Annotated in this window: 14 protein-coding genes, 1 tRNA gene and 1 pseudogene; 6 read left to right on the top strand and 10 right to left on the bottom strand. The window is 53.5% G+C overall.

Annotated elements, in window-relative coordinates:
• Window positions 1-49: 49 nt before the first annotated feature.
• On the top strand, window positions 50-493 hold the full coding sequence (locus ACOZK4_RS17525; protein WP_421592991.1) for a hypothetical protein: 444 nt from the start codon (window positions 50-52) through the stop codon (window positions 491-493).
• Window positions 494-761: 268 nt separating this feature from the next.
• Here the strand turns inward: ACOZK4_RS17525 and ACOZK4_RS17530 are convergent, their stop codons facing one another.
• Window positions 762-1520 (bottom strand): SIMPL domain-containing protein, encoded by a 759-nt coding sequence (locus ACOZK4_RS17530; protein ID WP_421592992.1) that lies wholly within the window; start codon window positions 1518-1520, stop codon window positions 762-764.
• Between the two features lie 156 nt (window positions 1521-1676).
• On the opposite strand from ACOZK4_RS17530, the gene ACOZK4_RS17535 reads away from it, so the two are divergent.
• Window positions 1677-1752 (top strand) — tRNA-Ile (locus ACOZK4_RS17535).
• A gap of 200 nt (window positions 1753-1952) precedes the next feature.
• Here ACOZK4_RS17535 and ACOZK4_RS17540 read toward each other — a convergent pair.
• From ACOZK4_RS17540 to ACOZK4_RS17550, 3 genes and pseudogenes are all read right to left on the bottom strand, one after another.
• Window positions 1953-2930 (bottom strand): annotated as a pseudogene (locus tag ACOZK4_RS17540) (site-specific integrase); the annotation flags it as partial.
• On the bottom strand, window positions 2896-3162 hold the full coding sequence (locus ACOZK4_RS17545; RefSeq protein ID WP_421592993.1) for a helix-turn-helix transcriptional regulator: 267 nt from the start codon (window positions 3160-3162) through the stop codon (window positions 2896-2898). The pseudogene ACOZK4_RS17540 and the gene ACOZK4_RS17545, both read right to left, overlap by 35 nt.
• Window positions 3163-3172: 10 nt before the next feature.
• Window positions 3173-3391, bottom strand: coding sequence for a helix-turn-helix domain-containing protein (locus ACOZK4_RS17550; RefSeq protein ID WP_142588004.1), 219 nt, complete (start codon window positions 3389-3391; stop codon window positions 3173-3175).
• 65 nt (window positions 3392-3456) lie between these two features.
• Here ACOZK4_RS17550 and ACOZK4_RS17555 point away from each other — a divergent pair, with 65 nt between their 5' ends.
• The 4 genes from ACOZK4_RS17555 (at window position 3457) to ACOZK4_RS17570 (ending at window position 5944) form a co-directional block, all read left to right on the top strand.
• Entirely contained in the window at window positions 3457-3900 is a 444-nt protein-coding gene (locus ACOZK4_RS17555) for a helix-turn-helix domain-containing protein (protein WP_421592994.1), read from the top strand.
• Complete coding sequence (locus ACOZK4_RS17560) at window positions 3897-4250, top strand: hypothetical protein (RefSeq protein ID WP_421592995.1); 354 nt, start codon at window positions 3897-3899, stop codon at window positions 4248-4250. Before ACOZK4_RS17555 ends, ACOZK4_RS17560 begins: the two co-directional genes overlap by 4 nt.
• A gap of 78 nt (window positions 4251-4328) precedes the next feature.
• The gene (locus ACOZK4_RS17565; protein WP_421592996.1) at window positions 4329-5651 is read left to right on the top strand and encodes a type II toxin-antitoxin system HipA family toxin; all 1323 of its coding nucleotides are present in this window, start codon (window positions 4329-4331) and stop codon (window positions 5649-5651) included.
• Between the two features lie 17 nt (window positions 5652-5668).
• The gene (locus ACOZK4_RS17570; protein WP_421592997.1) at window positions 5669-5944 is read left to right on the top strand and encodes a helix-turn-helix domain-containing protein; all 276 of its coding nucleotides are present in this window, start codon (window positions 5669-5671) and stop codon (window positions 5942-5944) included.
• Between the two features lie 19 nt (window positions 5945-5963).
• Here ACOZK4_RS17570 and ACOZK4_RS17575 read toward each other — a convergent pair whose 3' ends face one another.
• The 6 genes from ACOZK4_RS17575 to ACOZK4_RS17600 form a co-directional block, all read right to left on the bottom strand.
• Complete coding sequence (locus tag ACOZK4_RS17575; protein WP_421592998.1) at window positions 5964-6683, bottom strand: hypothetical protein; 720 nt, start codon at window positions 6681-6683, stop codon at window positions 5964-5966.
• Between the two features lie 68 nt (window positions 6684-6751).
• The gene (locus ACOZK4_RS17580; RefSeq protein WP_421592999.1) at window positions 6752-8425 is read right to left on the bottom strand and encodes an AAA family ATPase; all 1674 of its coding nucleotides are present in this window, start codon (window positions 8423-8425) and stop codon (window positions 6752-6754) included.
• Between the two features lie 3 nt (window positions 8426-8428).
• Window positions 8429-10048, bottom strand: coding sequence for a restriction endonuclease subunit S (locus tag ACOZK4_RS17585; RefSeq protein ID WP_421593000.1), 1620 nt, complete (start codon window positions 10046-10048; stop codon window positions 8429-8431).
• 97 nt (window positions 10049-10145) lie between these two features.
• Complete coding sequence (locus tag ACOZK4_RS17590; protein WP_421593001.1) at window positions 10146-11555, bottom strand: N-6 DNA methylase; 1410 nt, start codon at window positions 11553-11555, stop codon at window positions 10146-10148.
• Window positions 11556-11634: 79 nt separating this feature from the next.
• Window positions 11635-11865, bottom strand: coding sequence for a helix-turn-helix transcriptional regulator (locus tag ACOZK4_RS17595; RefSeq protein WP_421593061.1), 231 nt, complete (start codon window positions 11863-11865; stop codon window positions 11635-11637).
• Between the two features lie 83 nt (window positions 11866-11948).
• Window positions 11949-13799 (bottom strand): type IV secretory system conjugative DNA transfer family protein, encoded by a 1851-nt coding sequence (locus ACOZK4_RS17600; protein ID WP_421593002.1) that lies wholly within the window; start codon window positions 13797-13799, stop codon window positions 11949-11951.
• Between the last annotated feature and the right edge of the window lie 30 nt (window positions 13800-13829).

Here is a 13829-nt window from a genome sequence, read left to right on the forward strand (position 1 = left end):
TCAATCGCCCGACGCAAGACGGCCAGGGCAGAGCGAACAGGAGACCTCGATGACCCATTTTCTGAAAAAGACCATGCTCGCCGCCCTTCTCGGCCTTGGCGCCTTGACCGCCGTGGCGCCTGCCGCGTCCGCAACCGATATCAACCTCTCGATCGAGCAGGTCGGCTACCGCAACGGGTTCCTCGAAATTCAGGATTATGGCCGTGACAACGATCGCTGGGACCGCCGCGGCGATCGCCGCGACCGGTGGGATCGTTGGGAGCGACGTGATCGCTGGGATCGCCGCGACGACCGCCGCCATGGTGGTGACTGGGGTCACCGCGGTCGCTGCTCGCCGGACTTCGCCGTCGCCAAGGCACGCGATCTCGGCCTGCGCCGTGCCCGCATCGCCGACATCACGCCGCGCAAGGTCGTTGTCGAAGGTTTCCGCCACGGCGGTTATAGCCGCGTCGTCTTCGCCAACGACCGTCACTGCCCGGTTCTCTGGCGTTAAGGGCGGGCCGGTTTTCCGGCCGCTGCCTGAACGAAAGCCGTTCGTCTTGTCACCCCCGGCCGGCGAACGGCCACCCTCTCGGCGCAAGCCGGGAGGGTTTTTGCGTTTTGGGCGAGTGGGTGGATGCGCGGAAAATGGATGCCGCGCGATGAGACCTTTTGTTCCCTGCGAGGGGGCAGGAGGGGAAGGGTGCGCTCCGGGGATTGGCATGCGCAAACAAAAAGGGGCCGGTTTCCCGGCCCCTGTCATGTATTCCGTTTCGTGCCGTTCACTTGCCGAGGGCGAAGGTCACGTTGACGACGACGGAGTAGCTGTTCTCACCGGTGGCGAGCGGCACGGCGCCGCCTTCGGCGGCATAGTCCTTGGCCATGGCGCGCATCATCGGCATCGGTTCGGCGCGATAGCTCGTCTCCGAGATTTCCAGAACGCGGCCAAGCCCGACGCCGGCGGCATCCGTCAATTCCTTGGCCTTGGCCATGGCATTCTCGACGGCCTTCTTGCGCGCCGCGCTGACGGCCGTTTCCGGCTTGTCGTTGGTGAAGCGAATGCCGCCGCCCTGGTTGGCGCCGAGCGTCACGGCCTTGTCCATGATCTCGCCGAGCTTGGAGAGATCGCGCACGCGCAAGGTTACGGTATTTGTGACCTGGAAGCCCGTCAGAACCGGCGGCGGGTTTTCGCCGTTCGAGCTCTGCGGATACTGGTACTGCGGGTTGATCATGAAGCCCGACGTCTGCAGGTCGCGCTCCGCGATGCCGGCTTCCTTCAGGGCGGCGAGGATTTCGGCCATGGCCTTGTTGTTGGCGTCGAGCGCCTCGCGGGCGGTCTTGGCATCTTTGACGACGCCAAGGTCGATCAGCGCCATGTCGGGCGCGACTTCGGCCGAGCCTTCACCGGTGACGACGATCGTCGCTTCACGCGGCTTGGCGCCATCTTCAGCCTTCGCAGCAAGCGGGAGGGCGGCGGCGAGAGCAAGCGAAAGTGCGACAAGACCGGCGCCGGTGCGGCGGCCGAGGATTCCGTGGGCCATATTGGAATATCTCCTGATAGTTGTGTCCCTTGTCCCGTTCTTCTCTCGTCATTGTGTAGAGAATACGGCAGCGCTTGTGAGGAAGCCCGATTTCGTCTAGACGATTTTCCACCCGTCGGCCGCCATTGACCGACGGCCCCGGCAAATCGTCGGATCGGGCCTGTAGCTCAATGGTTAGAGCCGGCGGCTCATAACCGCTTGGTTGGGGGTTCGAGTCCCTCCGGGCCCACCATTTCTGTCTTCAGGCGTTGTTTTTCCATCGTTTTTTCCTCGATTTGTCTCACCGGAATTCCGGCTCGATGAAAGTGGGACATTTTTGCGGGCCACATAGGTTTTGCGGCGCTCGAAACCGGCATCGATGATGCGCTTGGATTGGGCGGCTTTCGTGTAGTGCTGCGCCATCTTGGAATCAGACCAGCCGAAGATCGCCATCAACTGATGTTCGGTCGCGCCGGCCTCGGCGAGGATCGTCGCAGACGCTTTTCTCAGGCCGTGCGCGGAGCATTCCGGTAAATCGGCGTCGTTGCACCACTGGCGCATCTTGTTGCCGAAGCCGTTCCCGCTGAACGCCTTGCCGTATTCGGTGATAAGAAAGGTCGGCTGATCATGCGTTATCTGATCCAGGGCCTCGCCAAGCTCGTCTGTAACCGGCAGGCTGATGGACTGCGCGTATTTTTTCGACCCCTTCTCCGGCATGAATTCGATGCGGTCTCCGACCAGGTTCCGCCAACCGAGTTTGACAAGGTCTGAGCGTCTGACGCCCAAATTCAGCATCAATTCCATTGCAAGCCGAGCTGTGGAGCCGAGCGGATAGTCTGCGCGATAGCGCGCCACTTCCGCTTCGCTCCACGTATGGAAACCGGGAGACTTATGGATTTTGGTGACGCCGTTCGTGGGATTGAATGTCGCCAACTCCGCGCTGATGGCCCAATTGAAGAGCGCCTTCAGGTACTTCACCAGCTTGTCGGCCGCGCCGGGAGTATCACGGCGTTTCATCTGGCTCTTCTCGATGTCGCTCTTGCGCATTTGCTTAAAGGGGTAATTCCCCACCACTTCACAGTAGCGATTGAGAACGCTCTTTTTGTCCTTCTGCGTGGCAGGCGAGTAGCTCTGGAAAGTCTTTGATTGGTAGTAGGTCTCGACCAGCCAACGAACCGAACCCGGCTCTAGGCGGGAAACCGGGACAGTTTTTTCACCACGATCGCCAGCCAGAACGCGATGATATTCCTCGGTAAACGCTTGGGTGACGCTGCCCGCCTCGTCCAGATAAACGGACGTCATGCGATACTTCGGCATGTTTGGCAGGCGGAGATAGAACCGCTCGTTGCCGTGCCGGTCGATATCCCGCGAGCAATATTTGAAGGGGACGCGCTGGCTACCCAACCGCGTGATCAAACGGGTTTTCGCCATCGTCTTCTTCTCCGCTCAAGCCCTGTTCTTTGATGTCGTACCAGGAAGCGCGGATTTCCTCGGCATCCCAACGGCGCAACGCGCCGATCTTCACGCCTTTCGGCATAAGGCCACGGCGAACCCAGTCGTCAAAGGTGCCCGTCGAGACGTCGAGAAGTTCCGCCGCACGGACGCGGCTGACCGCGACCTTGTAAATGGGGCGTGGGGCCAGCGCTTCGGCTTGCTGCTTCATGTGCCGCTCCTCACGCTCTGGAGGCGCTATCAACAAGCGCCAAAGCCTTCTGCTTGGGCTCGACCATATTCGCAGCAAGATACTCATCCACGGCGTTTTCCGGCAGGAACAGACTTCCACCGATTCGCACATGGCGGATTTCCTGCTTGGCGATCAGATTGCGGATGCGTGCGACCGGCCATCCGGAACGGTCTGCGAGCTGTTTGGGGGACAAGAGTTGCGCCTGCATTGGAAATTCACCTCCAACTGATGATAGAATGATATGAACCCGAAAGAATCACATCAAGCTCAAAAATGCAACGCGATTATCAGAAAAATAATAATTCGACGCAAGACACGCTGCTCATTCAGATGGGCAAACGTTTGGCGATGATCCGGGAAAACTCGGGATTGAAACAGATCCCCTTTGCGGAAGCGCTTGAGGTCTCCCAGGGCGGCTACAATACCTATGAGCGCGGCCAACGAGAGATTCCCGTTCGCGTACTGCGCTCGCTCTACACGAAGTTCAACGTCAATCCAGTCTGGATGATGACCGGGGAAGGCAGCCCCTACAATCGCGACAGGGTCGATCTCTATCACGAGGTCACGAACCAAGTTGATGCCTTTATCGTGCGGGAAAACTGTCAGGTGGAACCGGATAAGCGCTTGAAGCTCATCCGGTTCCTAATCGACTACGCCGAACAGCACGGCGAATTCACAGAGGAAATTGCAGAGAAATATCTGAGGTCAGCAATATGAATAAGTCGAGCTTTGAACAGAAAATCGAACAGGGTTTTTACGCAATCGGGCGCCAGCGCGATCAATTGGCATCTGAAAAACGAAAGTTGGCAAGGCAACTGCGCTATGCCCGACATTCGGCCCGGCTCACGAGCCTTTCAAAGCAATACGACTTCGGAATGATCTTCTTCGCGGCGATGGGAACTGTCTTGCTCATTGTGTTTGATGGGAGAAGCGATTCCGATGCTTGGTTGACACCTGTGCTGAGCCTGTCCCTTATGCTGTTCGCTTGCGGTAGTGCGTTGCGGGGTCGGAAGATGGTCAGCCGAATCAGAAGCTTCCATGACCGCTTCGGTAGCTGGCAGTTCTAACGGAAATTATTCAACCCACTTTGATGGGTTGAATAACTTGAGAAAATGCATTATTTGTACCATTGAAGGGGTCAAATAATGCGCCTAACGCTCCAAACCCATTTTGATGGTGAGTGGCATCACGCCGCGACGCTAGAACTCAAGGGCGACGCGGCCGGCTTCCAGGGCGCGTCGATCGTCGATTACGATCTCGACTATTTCGTCACCGTGGCGTCGGCGGAATTCGCGGCCGGAAAAACGGTCCGGGACCGTCGCGCCTTGTCAGTCCGTTATCCCGTTGATCTCGAAAATCGATATAGCCGCAGTTGGCCGCCTTTCCTGTTGGATCTCATGCCGCAGGGGCATGCAAGGCGAAAGCTTGCCGAGCATCTCAGTCTTGCTGAAGGCTCGCGCGCTTCTGATCTCCCGCTGCTTTTGCGATCGGCAACGGGCGGCATAGGCAATATCCGCATCAAAGAAGCGGCGGACGCCGAAGCGGAACGGCTGCGCGGTGTTGAGCGCCAAGGGGTGACGGAAGCAGAGATCCTTCAGCGCTCGGATCGCTTCATGGAAGTCGCCGATCGCTTTGGAATGCTCGCCTCCGGCTCCAGCGGCCTGCAAGGCGAATGGCCGAAGGTCTCAATGACCCAGGCGAATGACGGTCTTTATTATCCCGACAGCTTCGTGACTGATGATGAGGCCGTGCGCCACGTCATCGTTAAGCTGGTACGCAGCAACGAGCCTGTGGACCGCCTTATACTCGAAGGTGAAGCCCTCTATTCGCGGATCGCGCAAGAGATCGGTGTGAATGTCAGCGAGCCTTCAACCTATGCTGAAGGTGTCCTGATCATTCCCCGTTTCGACCGGAAGAGGAGAGAAGGCGGCGGAACCATCCGGCTGGGCCAGGAAAGCCTCGTGTCCGCGATCGGTGTTGCGGATTTCGGTCACGTCGGCACGCATGAGGCCTATATCGACGTTCTGCGCCAATATTCGGCCAATCCCTTCGCGGACGTTATTGAATACCTGAAGCGCGACATCGTCAACCTGGCGCTCGGCAATCCCGATAATCACGGCCGGAATTCTGCTCTTAGCAAGCACCAAGACGGCACGATCCGCCTGTCTCCGCTCTTTGATTTTGCACCAATGCGGCTCGCCAAAGAGGGGATCGTTCGCTCAACCCGTTGGGCCATGATGCGTGACGGTGGTCGCGATCATCTTCCCGATTGGAAGCGCATTTGTGCCGAACTGATGCCAGATCCTGCAGAGCAGAATGCGCTCGCGGCTGAGCTTTCCGCGTTTGCCGAATATCTGCGGCAGACACCGGCCATGGCGAAAGATATGGGTGCGTCTCCGGAAATTCTAGAACGTGCAATGGGACGCTGTATTGAAATCGCGGATAACGCTCTGGCCGCGTGCCAATGATGCTGGGGGACAGCTAAATGGCTCGCTGGAAGAAACCCACGAAGGAAGAGATTCTTGAAAACCGGCGAACATTGGCTGAGCGTGCTCGAACCGGTGATCTAAGGCTACCTGGTGCTGTGGCAGAAATTCGAAAGGGTTTCGGCATGACGCAAGAGGAGTTTGCTAAAACGCTTGCGCTAACGCGGCGACAAGTGGCTGAAATGGAAGCTGGGACGGCGAACCCGACTCTGGGAACATTGGACAAAATCGGTCGGTTATTTGGGTTTGAAGTAGGGTTTATACCAAGACAATGAAGTTAAAGAGCGCGCCCGCTTATATGATGTCCTCAATCCATGCCTTGTCTCGATGCGTGCCAACGGCGGCTCGAAAGAAGCTGGAATACTCGTGATCGGGCGAAATCCTTTCCTGGATATGAGAAACGACTTCGGGCAAATTGCCAGCCATCCTTATTAAGTCGTCCAATATACGCCAATTACTTCTCTTTTCCTCGGGAACATTGAATGCATTAAATCCAAGCAACTTTACCGTATATTCTGCGCGCGAGAACTCCCAAGTGCCCGGCATCGAGGACGGTTTTACTTCGCCGTCAATTCCATGTGCCAACAATAGGAAGTCATCAGGATCACAAGGATCTAAAAGCTCTGGAGCTTCCGAGAAAAGATCGTCTACAGAAGAAACGCAGCGACACCCTTCCTCCTTTAGGGGAAACTCATTTGCTTTGCCGTAGACAATCGAAGCATCTCCTTCTTCTGGCCGATTGCATCTTTGACAAGACAACCTGAAGTTCCACCATTCATAAGCTAGCCAATAGTATCCCTGGCTGCCCGCAATTTTTTGGCCGTTTACTGTGACAGCAAGCTTCGGTCGAAAATGGTCCACATCCATCGGCGCACGCTGGCTCTTAACCTCGCAGTACCAACACTTTCCATAGCTGGCTTTTGCCAACCAGCTTTTTAGAAATTTCCAGCTGCCGTACTTCTTCAGGTAGACTGACCGATCTTCATGAGCAGTTTTCGCGGCTAGTGCGGCCACCCTACCATCGTATATTTTACCCCACTTCTTAGGCAAGTGAGGTGGAAAAGAAAGCGGAATGAACCTCACTACTTTTGATCCTCAAGATTTTTGAGCAAGCTTTTTATCAACACTTCAACAGCCTTTTTCTTGTTCTCAGGCGTTACAATAGGGCTATCGAAATCAGCGTCATCGGATAGATCAAAGCGAGCACGCACGAATTCTTGCTCAACTCTGTTCCGTGTTGCGAAGTTGAAATCAAGACTTTGCAGGCGCTCTCGGATATTTGATAAGTCTTGCCGCTCTTTAGTGGTCAACTCAGATTTCGTTGATAAACGATGAAGTTCAATTAAGTCACGATTTGTCGCGCCGTCCAGATTTGAGCCGAGCCCAAACATGTCACTGGTTATAATATTTGCAAAACCCATGCCTTTTGGATCAATAGCGGGATTTTGAGACTCAATATTTTTAGAAACGGGATCTCTGTAAAGAATTTGCACCTGTTCTTTAGTCAGCTCTGCAATCGAAAGTGGATTGTGAGTAGTTAAAATTATATGGCTTCTCTCTCTTTCTTCTTCGGTTTGCCCTGAAAAATTTTTCAAATATTGCAGATAGTCAACACTCCATCTCGGGTTCAAATGCGTGTCCGGTTCATCAAGTAGAAATATACTTTCGCTTTCTGCGGTAAATCTTAGAAGGCCCAAAACGGTAAGCAGTTGTTGCTCCCCCTCGCTAAGCTCCCTAAATGTGACGGGCCCATCATTCTTTTTAAGTCTTACGCGGATACGTACTTCTTCAAATAGTTGCGAGGCATGGGCACTCTCCATATCGCGGAAGAACTCGGCAGGCCTTTGCTCTCCAACAAGTTTTCGCAGAGTTTCAATATCTTTTACGTATAAATATTTGAATTCTAGTTTCTTTTTGTTCCACAGAGAAACATTGATACGTCGACTAACCTCAATCGGGGCCAGAGAAATTTCGTAAAGCCGATCAAGGAACGCCGCGACAACACCTTTTGCTTTCCAAAACCGTTCATCCCCCTCTTTTGATTTCCAAGGTGGTTGCCGCAAAACGAACAAAACTGACTCAATGCCCTGATCTGGGTCAATTCCGAGATGATTAGAGAGGAACTCGCGCACGTCATCGGTTTGCTGCATCAAAAACGCAAGTAATACAAATTGGCTATGAACAGGCATCGCGTGAAAAAGACGCTTTAGGCCTGGATCTTTTCCCTGCCTCAATTGTGCGTCAAATTTTTCCAGGTATGGGCGAAATATCTTGTAGAGTCTGTCGCTTTCTCCGGAGTAGTAGGCAAACACGTAGCGAGGCAGATATCCCGTTTCTTGGCTAAAGAACGCTTTCAGCGAAACTCTTTTTCCGGCCGACGACGCCACATCGCCTTCATCCTGCGCAAATAGATTGAGGCTCTCTTCAGTTCGTGGTTCGTCAGTCTTTGCATAGATGATGAGGCTGTCGCGTTCGCGATCTGGGTCTGCGTCAATATGGACTTTTAACACCTCGGACCCTCGCCCGATGCGGTAATCAAGTTGATAAGCAAATACAGGCTTTTTTTCACCAGAGATCAAATCGCGGAAGATCGTTGCAAGTGCCTCGAGTACATTGGATTTTCCGGTGCCGTTCCAACCGATTACAACGGTAATCCAATGCTTTTGATCAAAATCAATTGAAACGTTCTTAAGATTTTTAAACTTGTGGGTAGGGCTGTCTTTTGAACTACCAATCGTAAGCTTATCTAGGCGCATCGGTCATACCGCCTTTATACGAAGTCTATCGAAGAGCTTGCGACCTTGTTTGTCTGTGACGGCATCTGTTTCTAATTTTCCGACTTTATCCAAATCACGTAGCTGAGCGTAAAGGTTTTCAATAAATTCAGTTGGCACACCGTCTTTCACGCCGCAAAGCTGAAAAGCCGATTGCGCAGAGATCCAATCGCCCGCGTTCGCCAGCACCTCTTCAAGGCTCTTATCCGATGTCATCAGCTTCTCCTTGGTCAGCAGTTTGCGCCGCGTTCTTTTTTGATCCGTAGATGGGGGCTTTACCACGGTGGTCTTAATTCGGTCTATCAGCGCACCCGCAGGCTCGTCCGTTGGTTCTTGAGGCACTAACCGCCCGCTGAAAGCTGCCATAAGGATGGCTTCTTCAAGTTTCGGCAGGAGGTTCGCGCCGCTCGTTTGCTCGCTGGATACGCGATCCAACCAGGAAAATGCCGTCTTTATCCGACGCACAATCTCAGCCTGCTCCTCAATAGACGGAAGCTTGAGCCTCAGCGCGCGCAAGTGTCCAAGGCTGATTCTGGGTCTAGTTGCGCCGTGTACCTCGTCCCGAAGTAACTGATATGTTTCCGGAGACGCTAAGCGGTAAGCGAGAAAATCAGGAAGACATAGATCGGAGTTGACCCGCACACAAAAGCAATCCGCTTTATTTATGGCTGAGGTAGTAAAATTCTTCGGAAATACACAAACCCGAATTTCTTCAGACACAAAAGAGGAAACGAGCACATCATTTGGCAAGAGTTCGTGACGCTTTAATTCCTCAAACTTTTCGAGGGGAACATAGGTCTCTTTCTCTGCGATGAATTTCAAATTTCCGATATTTTCTAGCCTGATCACCCTTACGCCGGATCGAGAATAGTCAGAAGATTTGAGCTTCGACCCGAAAGGCCCATCAAACACTTGATCCGCTATGCTCTCTACACTGCAATATCTCCAATCAGGCTGGCTATTTTCTTTTCTCCAGTTCTCAGTGAGTTTGCCGGACGTCGCCATTCCTAAAAAGTTTTCTTTGTAGCGTGCAATCAAGGGAGGCAGGCGCGCCAATTCCGCCTGGGCACGGGTTATTCTCGCGGATAGGCTATCTATTTTGGAGACAATTCGGTGCTGTTCAGACAAAGGCGCGATCGGCACAACGGTTGACTTAATCTCACTACGATTAAGTTCTACCTGATTTGTAGAGCCCGATTGCATATCCTTGATCCTCTCTTGAGTAAGAGGGGATTTTATGAAGTAAAATAGGTAACTTTCATAAATATGTTCGCTTGGTCTGATAATAGTTACATGAGTATCAACGACTGCCCGCGAATAGCCGGAAAGCCCAGAAAATAAAGCGGCCCTTCCAATAGTACCAGTTCCAGTTGAGTTCCATAAAATATCTCTATTACGAACGAAGCGCTCGTCAGACCATTGTTCCCATGTAGCAGGGTCGACGAATTTCAGATGCAGTTCATCAATGCCGTCCCAGCGAATGCATTTTTGATTGATTATTGGTAAGTCGCTTTTCTGCGTGTAGGTTGGGGATCTTCCACGTGAGACGTAATTTGTGATCTCTTCAATGGTAACTTCCACCCAGCCAATCGGCAACTTGCTCACGGTCGAGCCTCCCCGATCTGGCGTAGTGATCTATCCGTACCAGTTTTGGGTCGCTCAAAAATAAAGCAATGAAAACTTATAAGGCCGATTTTCGCCATTACGATGCACCGCCCGCAATTTCTGCGATTTCTTCAGATACCGCTTCAATTTCAGTGAGCGCAGCGCGCAGATGACCTAAGATTGCCAATGTGATATCATCCGGATCAGTTAGGGAAGCTTCAGGATCGGCGTCTGTTTCGCCCAGCCATGAAATGTCAAGATTGTCGAACCTCTCTGCGATAGCTGCTCGTGTAAATGAGCGCCAGCGACCTCCTTCCCCTTGATCCACTCTTGCGGCCATCTCACCGTTGCCGTACGCGACCTCAAAAGAAGCAAAATCCTCCGAACGTAACGGCCTTTTCTTGCCGTATCTCGGCGAGCGGTATCGCATATCATAGACCCAAACGACCTTGGTATTGCCCGTGTCTCGCCGCCCCTTCTTAAAGAATAAAACATTTGTTTTGACGCCAGGACTATAGAATATTCCCGTCGGCAATCTCAGAATGGTGTGGAGATCGCATTTCTCCATAAGATCTTGTCGAATTTTTCGTCCCACTCCATCTTCAAATAGGACATTGTCAGGCAGGACAACTGCGGCTCTCCCGCCTGATTTTAATCCAAGATAAATGTGCTGAAGGAACAGAAGCTGTTTGTTTGTCGAGGTGTGAACGATATCATCTCTTAGTTTACGAGCGCTACCGGCCTTCGCGCCGAAGGGAGGGTTCGCCAAGATGACATCTGCTGGAGAAAGCTGCTCAGCATCCTGAGTTAAGGCATCTCCGAGAAATATGTTTGAGCTCAGTCTGTGCAAAAACGCGTTCATCAAGCAAATGCGGTACGTGCCTTTTTCGATCTCAATTCCTTCATACCTCGGAGGATCGAGCTCGTATTGAGCGGGAGATATTGAAGCGCGCACATGTTGATCCGCGGATATTAAGAAGCCGCCGCTACCGGTAGCCGGATCCTGGATTACCTCGCCTGCGGCTGGCTGTATTAATCTTATGATGCAATCAACCAGGGCGCGCGGCGTGAAGTATTGCCCTGCTCCAGATCGAGCATCTTGAGAACTCTTCGCTAACAGTCCTTCATAAATGTCTCCCATGCCGTCACCCGACATCGAATACCAATCGAGCTTAGCAATACCTTCAATTACGGCTTTGAGGTTCTCTGAGTGTGAAAAAACAGTTGTCGGAAACGAATAAATCTTCTTTACGTTTTCATCAGGTGCATGCGCACCAAGGTAAGTAAGCATTTCTCTATAATAGTTCAGAATATCATCTCCACTATAGCTTATTAAATCAGACCACCGCTTACCTTCAGGCAGTAAGTGCTCAGTCTTGCTTTCTTCTGCATACTTTAAAAACAATAGATAAGTTAATTCTGATATATACTCATGATAGCTAACTCCATCCCCGCGCAGAATGTGGCATAGGTTCCAAATTTTTTGAGTTATGCTATCTTTGTTCATATTTTACTCGGGAATTACTGGATATTTCTGGGCGAGGTGCCAACACTTGCGAATTTTCTGATGGAATCGAAATCAAGATTTATCGTGCGCGTTCTCCTGGTTGTCGAATTTCAACGCCACATCCGAGTGTCTGGAGTACATGTAAGACCTTTCCAATCTGAGCAGTCGGCTTTCCTGCCTCAAGATCCACAATGAAGCGTAGGCCGACCCCAGCCACACCCGCGAGCTCGTCCTGCCGCAGGTTTTGCTCCTTTCGGATATTTCGAATTAGGTTGCCGATCTCAGCTGGGTTCTTAATTTGTTTTGGCATGATTTTCCCGCTCGGGAAATTAGCAGTAGATTCTATTATTTGTCGAGGTGATTTTTCCCGATCGGGAATATTCTGGCCGATCACTACACCATCGGATTCCGGTCCAGTTTCCCTCGATATGCCGGATGTCGATGCGACACGATCGCGTCAACCAGCGCTGGCGGCTTCGACCCCGCCAGCAGGAGCATCTTGCCTGTCTTCATTTCCAGAATCTGATCGACCGTCATGAGCTTCTGGCGCTGCTCGGCCGTGGACGTCTTACGGCTTTCGCCGAATTTCGCGGATGATTGCTTGGTGCGGGTCAGCACCGTCTGATCGCCAAGGGCGTTCGCGGCCCAGTTGGCGGTTTCGAACTCGGCGCGGCCGAGACCGAAAATGCGGGTGGTGACACAGGAGCCAAGAATGCTGGCGGTGTCACCCTTGCCGTAGACGCTTTCGATCTGGCCTTTGTCCTGGGTGATGAACAGCGCCTCGATGCCGCAGCCGGCGGCGACATTGGCGATGTTGATCAGCTTTTCCATCCGGCCGAGACGAACAAATTCGTCCAGCACCAAAAGTACGTTCTTTTTCGGCTTCTTCGCACCCTCCAAGCGCACGACCATGCCGAGAATGATGTTTGTCAGTAGTCGGAGAAAGACGGCCTGGGCGTCAACCTGATCGAGCGGCACGACCATGAAGAGGTCGGCGCTGCCCTCGAAAAGGTTTTCGAGCGAGCATGTGGAGGCGCTGAGAAAGGCGCGCAGTTCGTCGGAACGCGCCCAATCAAAAGCCTTCTTGATCGTCGTCTTAATTGCGCCGCGCTCGTTCTCGCCGGCTGCGAGGAAGGTCGCCGCCGCCGCCGCCGGGCGGGTGCCAAATATCTCAGGCGCTCCGGCCCATTCCGTCAGCGTTTTTTCAAAGCCGGCAGAAAACAGCAGGTCCATGACGGTGATCAGGTTGCGATCGGCTTCCACGCGCCTAGTCATGACGACCTCGATCACAGCGGCAATCATCGATTTCGCCATTTCTGCAAAGTGCGAGCCGTTGCCGCTTTCTGGTCGAACAAGCCCCTCGGCAATGACCTCAATGTCGCGGACCAGGTGCGCTTGCCGGATATAGTCGAGCGGGTTGAAACGGTCCTTCGACGGTTCGATGACGCCGAAGGGATTGAGAACCACGACCTGCCGGCCAAGCGACTGCCGATAGCGGCGCGTGACGGCGAAGTTCTCGCCTTTGATGTCGAGAACGGCGACCGGCCCGTCATGGTCGATGATGGCCGGAATGACGACGGAAACACCTTTTCCGGCGCGGGTGCCGGCGATGGCAACATGGTGGCCGGCGCGCCATCCGGTCTTCGGGTTGGGGCGGTAGCGCAGCATTGCCCTGCCGGAAAGACCGAGCGGCAAACCGGTATCGTTGTGGCGGATCTGGCGCATCTCGTGGCGGTTCATCCACCGGGCGCGCCATGGACCCTGTTTGGAAATGCGGCTCGATGATGCCGGGGCGGCAATCGAGATTGCTCGCAGAATGAGGAACAGTGGCACAGGCAGGCCGATGGCGAGGCTGGTTTGCACGCCAAGCTTTTGCGCCTCGGTGAAGCGGTCCCAGGTCGAAACCATGCCTCGGATGCTTTCGATTCCGGAATAGCCGGCATTTCGCCAAGCCTTGAAGCTGTCGAGCAGGACGCCGGCCGCAATGGTGGGGTCGGTAAGGGCCAGAGCAGACGCGGCAAGGAGGGCAGCCCCCACAGCTAAGCCCGACGCGCTGCGGATGCGGCCCTGGGTATCTCCCGCCAAGGTCAGCAGCGCAAACCCGCAAAACATGGCCAGGATCGCGGCGCGCGCATTTTGGTAGATAGGTGGCCAGAACAACGGCGCTGTCTCCATCAGCAGGAAGCCGGCAGCAACGATGGCAATGGAAAGGGCATAGCGATAGGGCTGAATAATCAAATTCATGGCTCGAAACTCCGGACGGAAATGAGGATC

Origin of the sequence: Shinella sp. M27, from assembly GCF_049199905.1 — a bacterium.
GTDB lineage: Bacteria > Pseudomonadota > Alphaproteobacteria > Rhizobiales > Rhizobiaceae > Shinella.

What these genes read in the sequence shown, in the direction of transcription:
- ACOZK4_RS17590 (WP_421593001.1), bottom strand. Translation starts at nt 11,555, where the DNA reads ATGAACAAAGATAGCATAACTCAAAAAATTTGGAACCTATGCCACATT.
- ACOZK4_RS17555 (WP_421592994.1), top strand. Translation starts at nt 3,457, where the DNA reads ATGCAACGCGATTATCAGAAAAATAATAATTCGACGCAAGACACGCTG.
- ACOZK4_RS17550 (WP_142588004.1), bottom strand. Translation starts at nt 3,391, where the DNA reads ATGCAGGCGCAACTCTTGTCCCCCAAACAGCTCGCAGACCGTTCCGGA.
- ACOZK4_RS17545 (WP_421592993.1), bottom strand. Translation starts at nt 3,162, where the DNA reads ATGAAGCAGCAAGCCGAAGCGCTGGCCCCACGCCCCATTTACAAGGTC.
- ACOZK4_RS17595 (WP_421593061.1), bottom strand. Translation starts at nt 11,865, where the DNA reads ATGCCAAAACAAATTAAGAACCCAGCTGAGATCGGCAACCTAATTCGA.
- ACOZK4_RS17560 (WP_421592995.1), top strand. Translation starts at nt 3,897, where the DNA reads ATGAATAAGTCGAGCTTTGAACAGAAAATCGAACAGGGTTTTTACGCA.
- ACOZK4_RS17580 (WP_421592999.1), bottom strand. Translation starts at nt 8,425, where the DNA reads ATGCGCCTAGATAAGCTTACGATTGGTAGTTCAAAAGACAGCCCTACC.
- ACOZK4_RS17525 (WP_421592991.1), top strand. Translation starts at nt 50, where the DNA reads ATGACCCATTTTCTGAAAAAGACCATGCTCGCCGCCCTTCTCGGCCTT.
- ACOZK4_RS17565 (WP_421592996.1), top strand. Translation starts at nt 4,329, where the DNA reads ATGCGCCTAACGCTCCAAACCCATTTTGATGGTGAGTGGCATCACGCC.
- ACOZK4_RS17600 (WP_421593002.1), bottom strand. Translation starts at nt 13,799, where the DNA reads ATGAATTTGATTATTCAGCCCTATCGCTATGCCCTTTCCATTGCCATC.
- ACOZK4_RS17530 (WP_421592992.1), bottom strand. Translation starts at nt 1,520, where the DNA reads ATGGCCCACGGAATCCTCGGCCGCCGCACCGGCGCCGGTCTTGTCGCA.
- ACOZK4_RS17570 (WP_421592997.1), top strand. Translation starts at nt 5,669, where the DNA reads ATGGCTCGCTGGAAGAAACCCACGAAGGAAGAGATTCTTGAAAACCGG.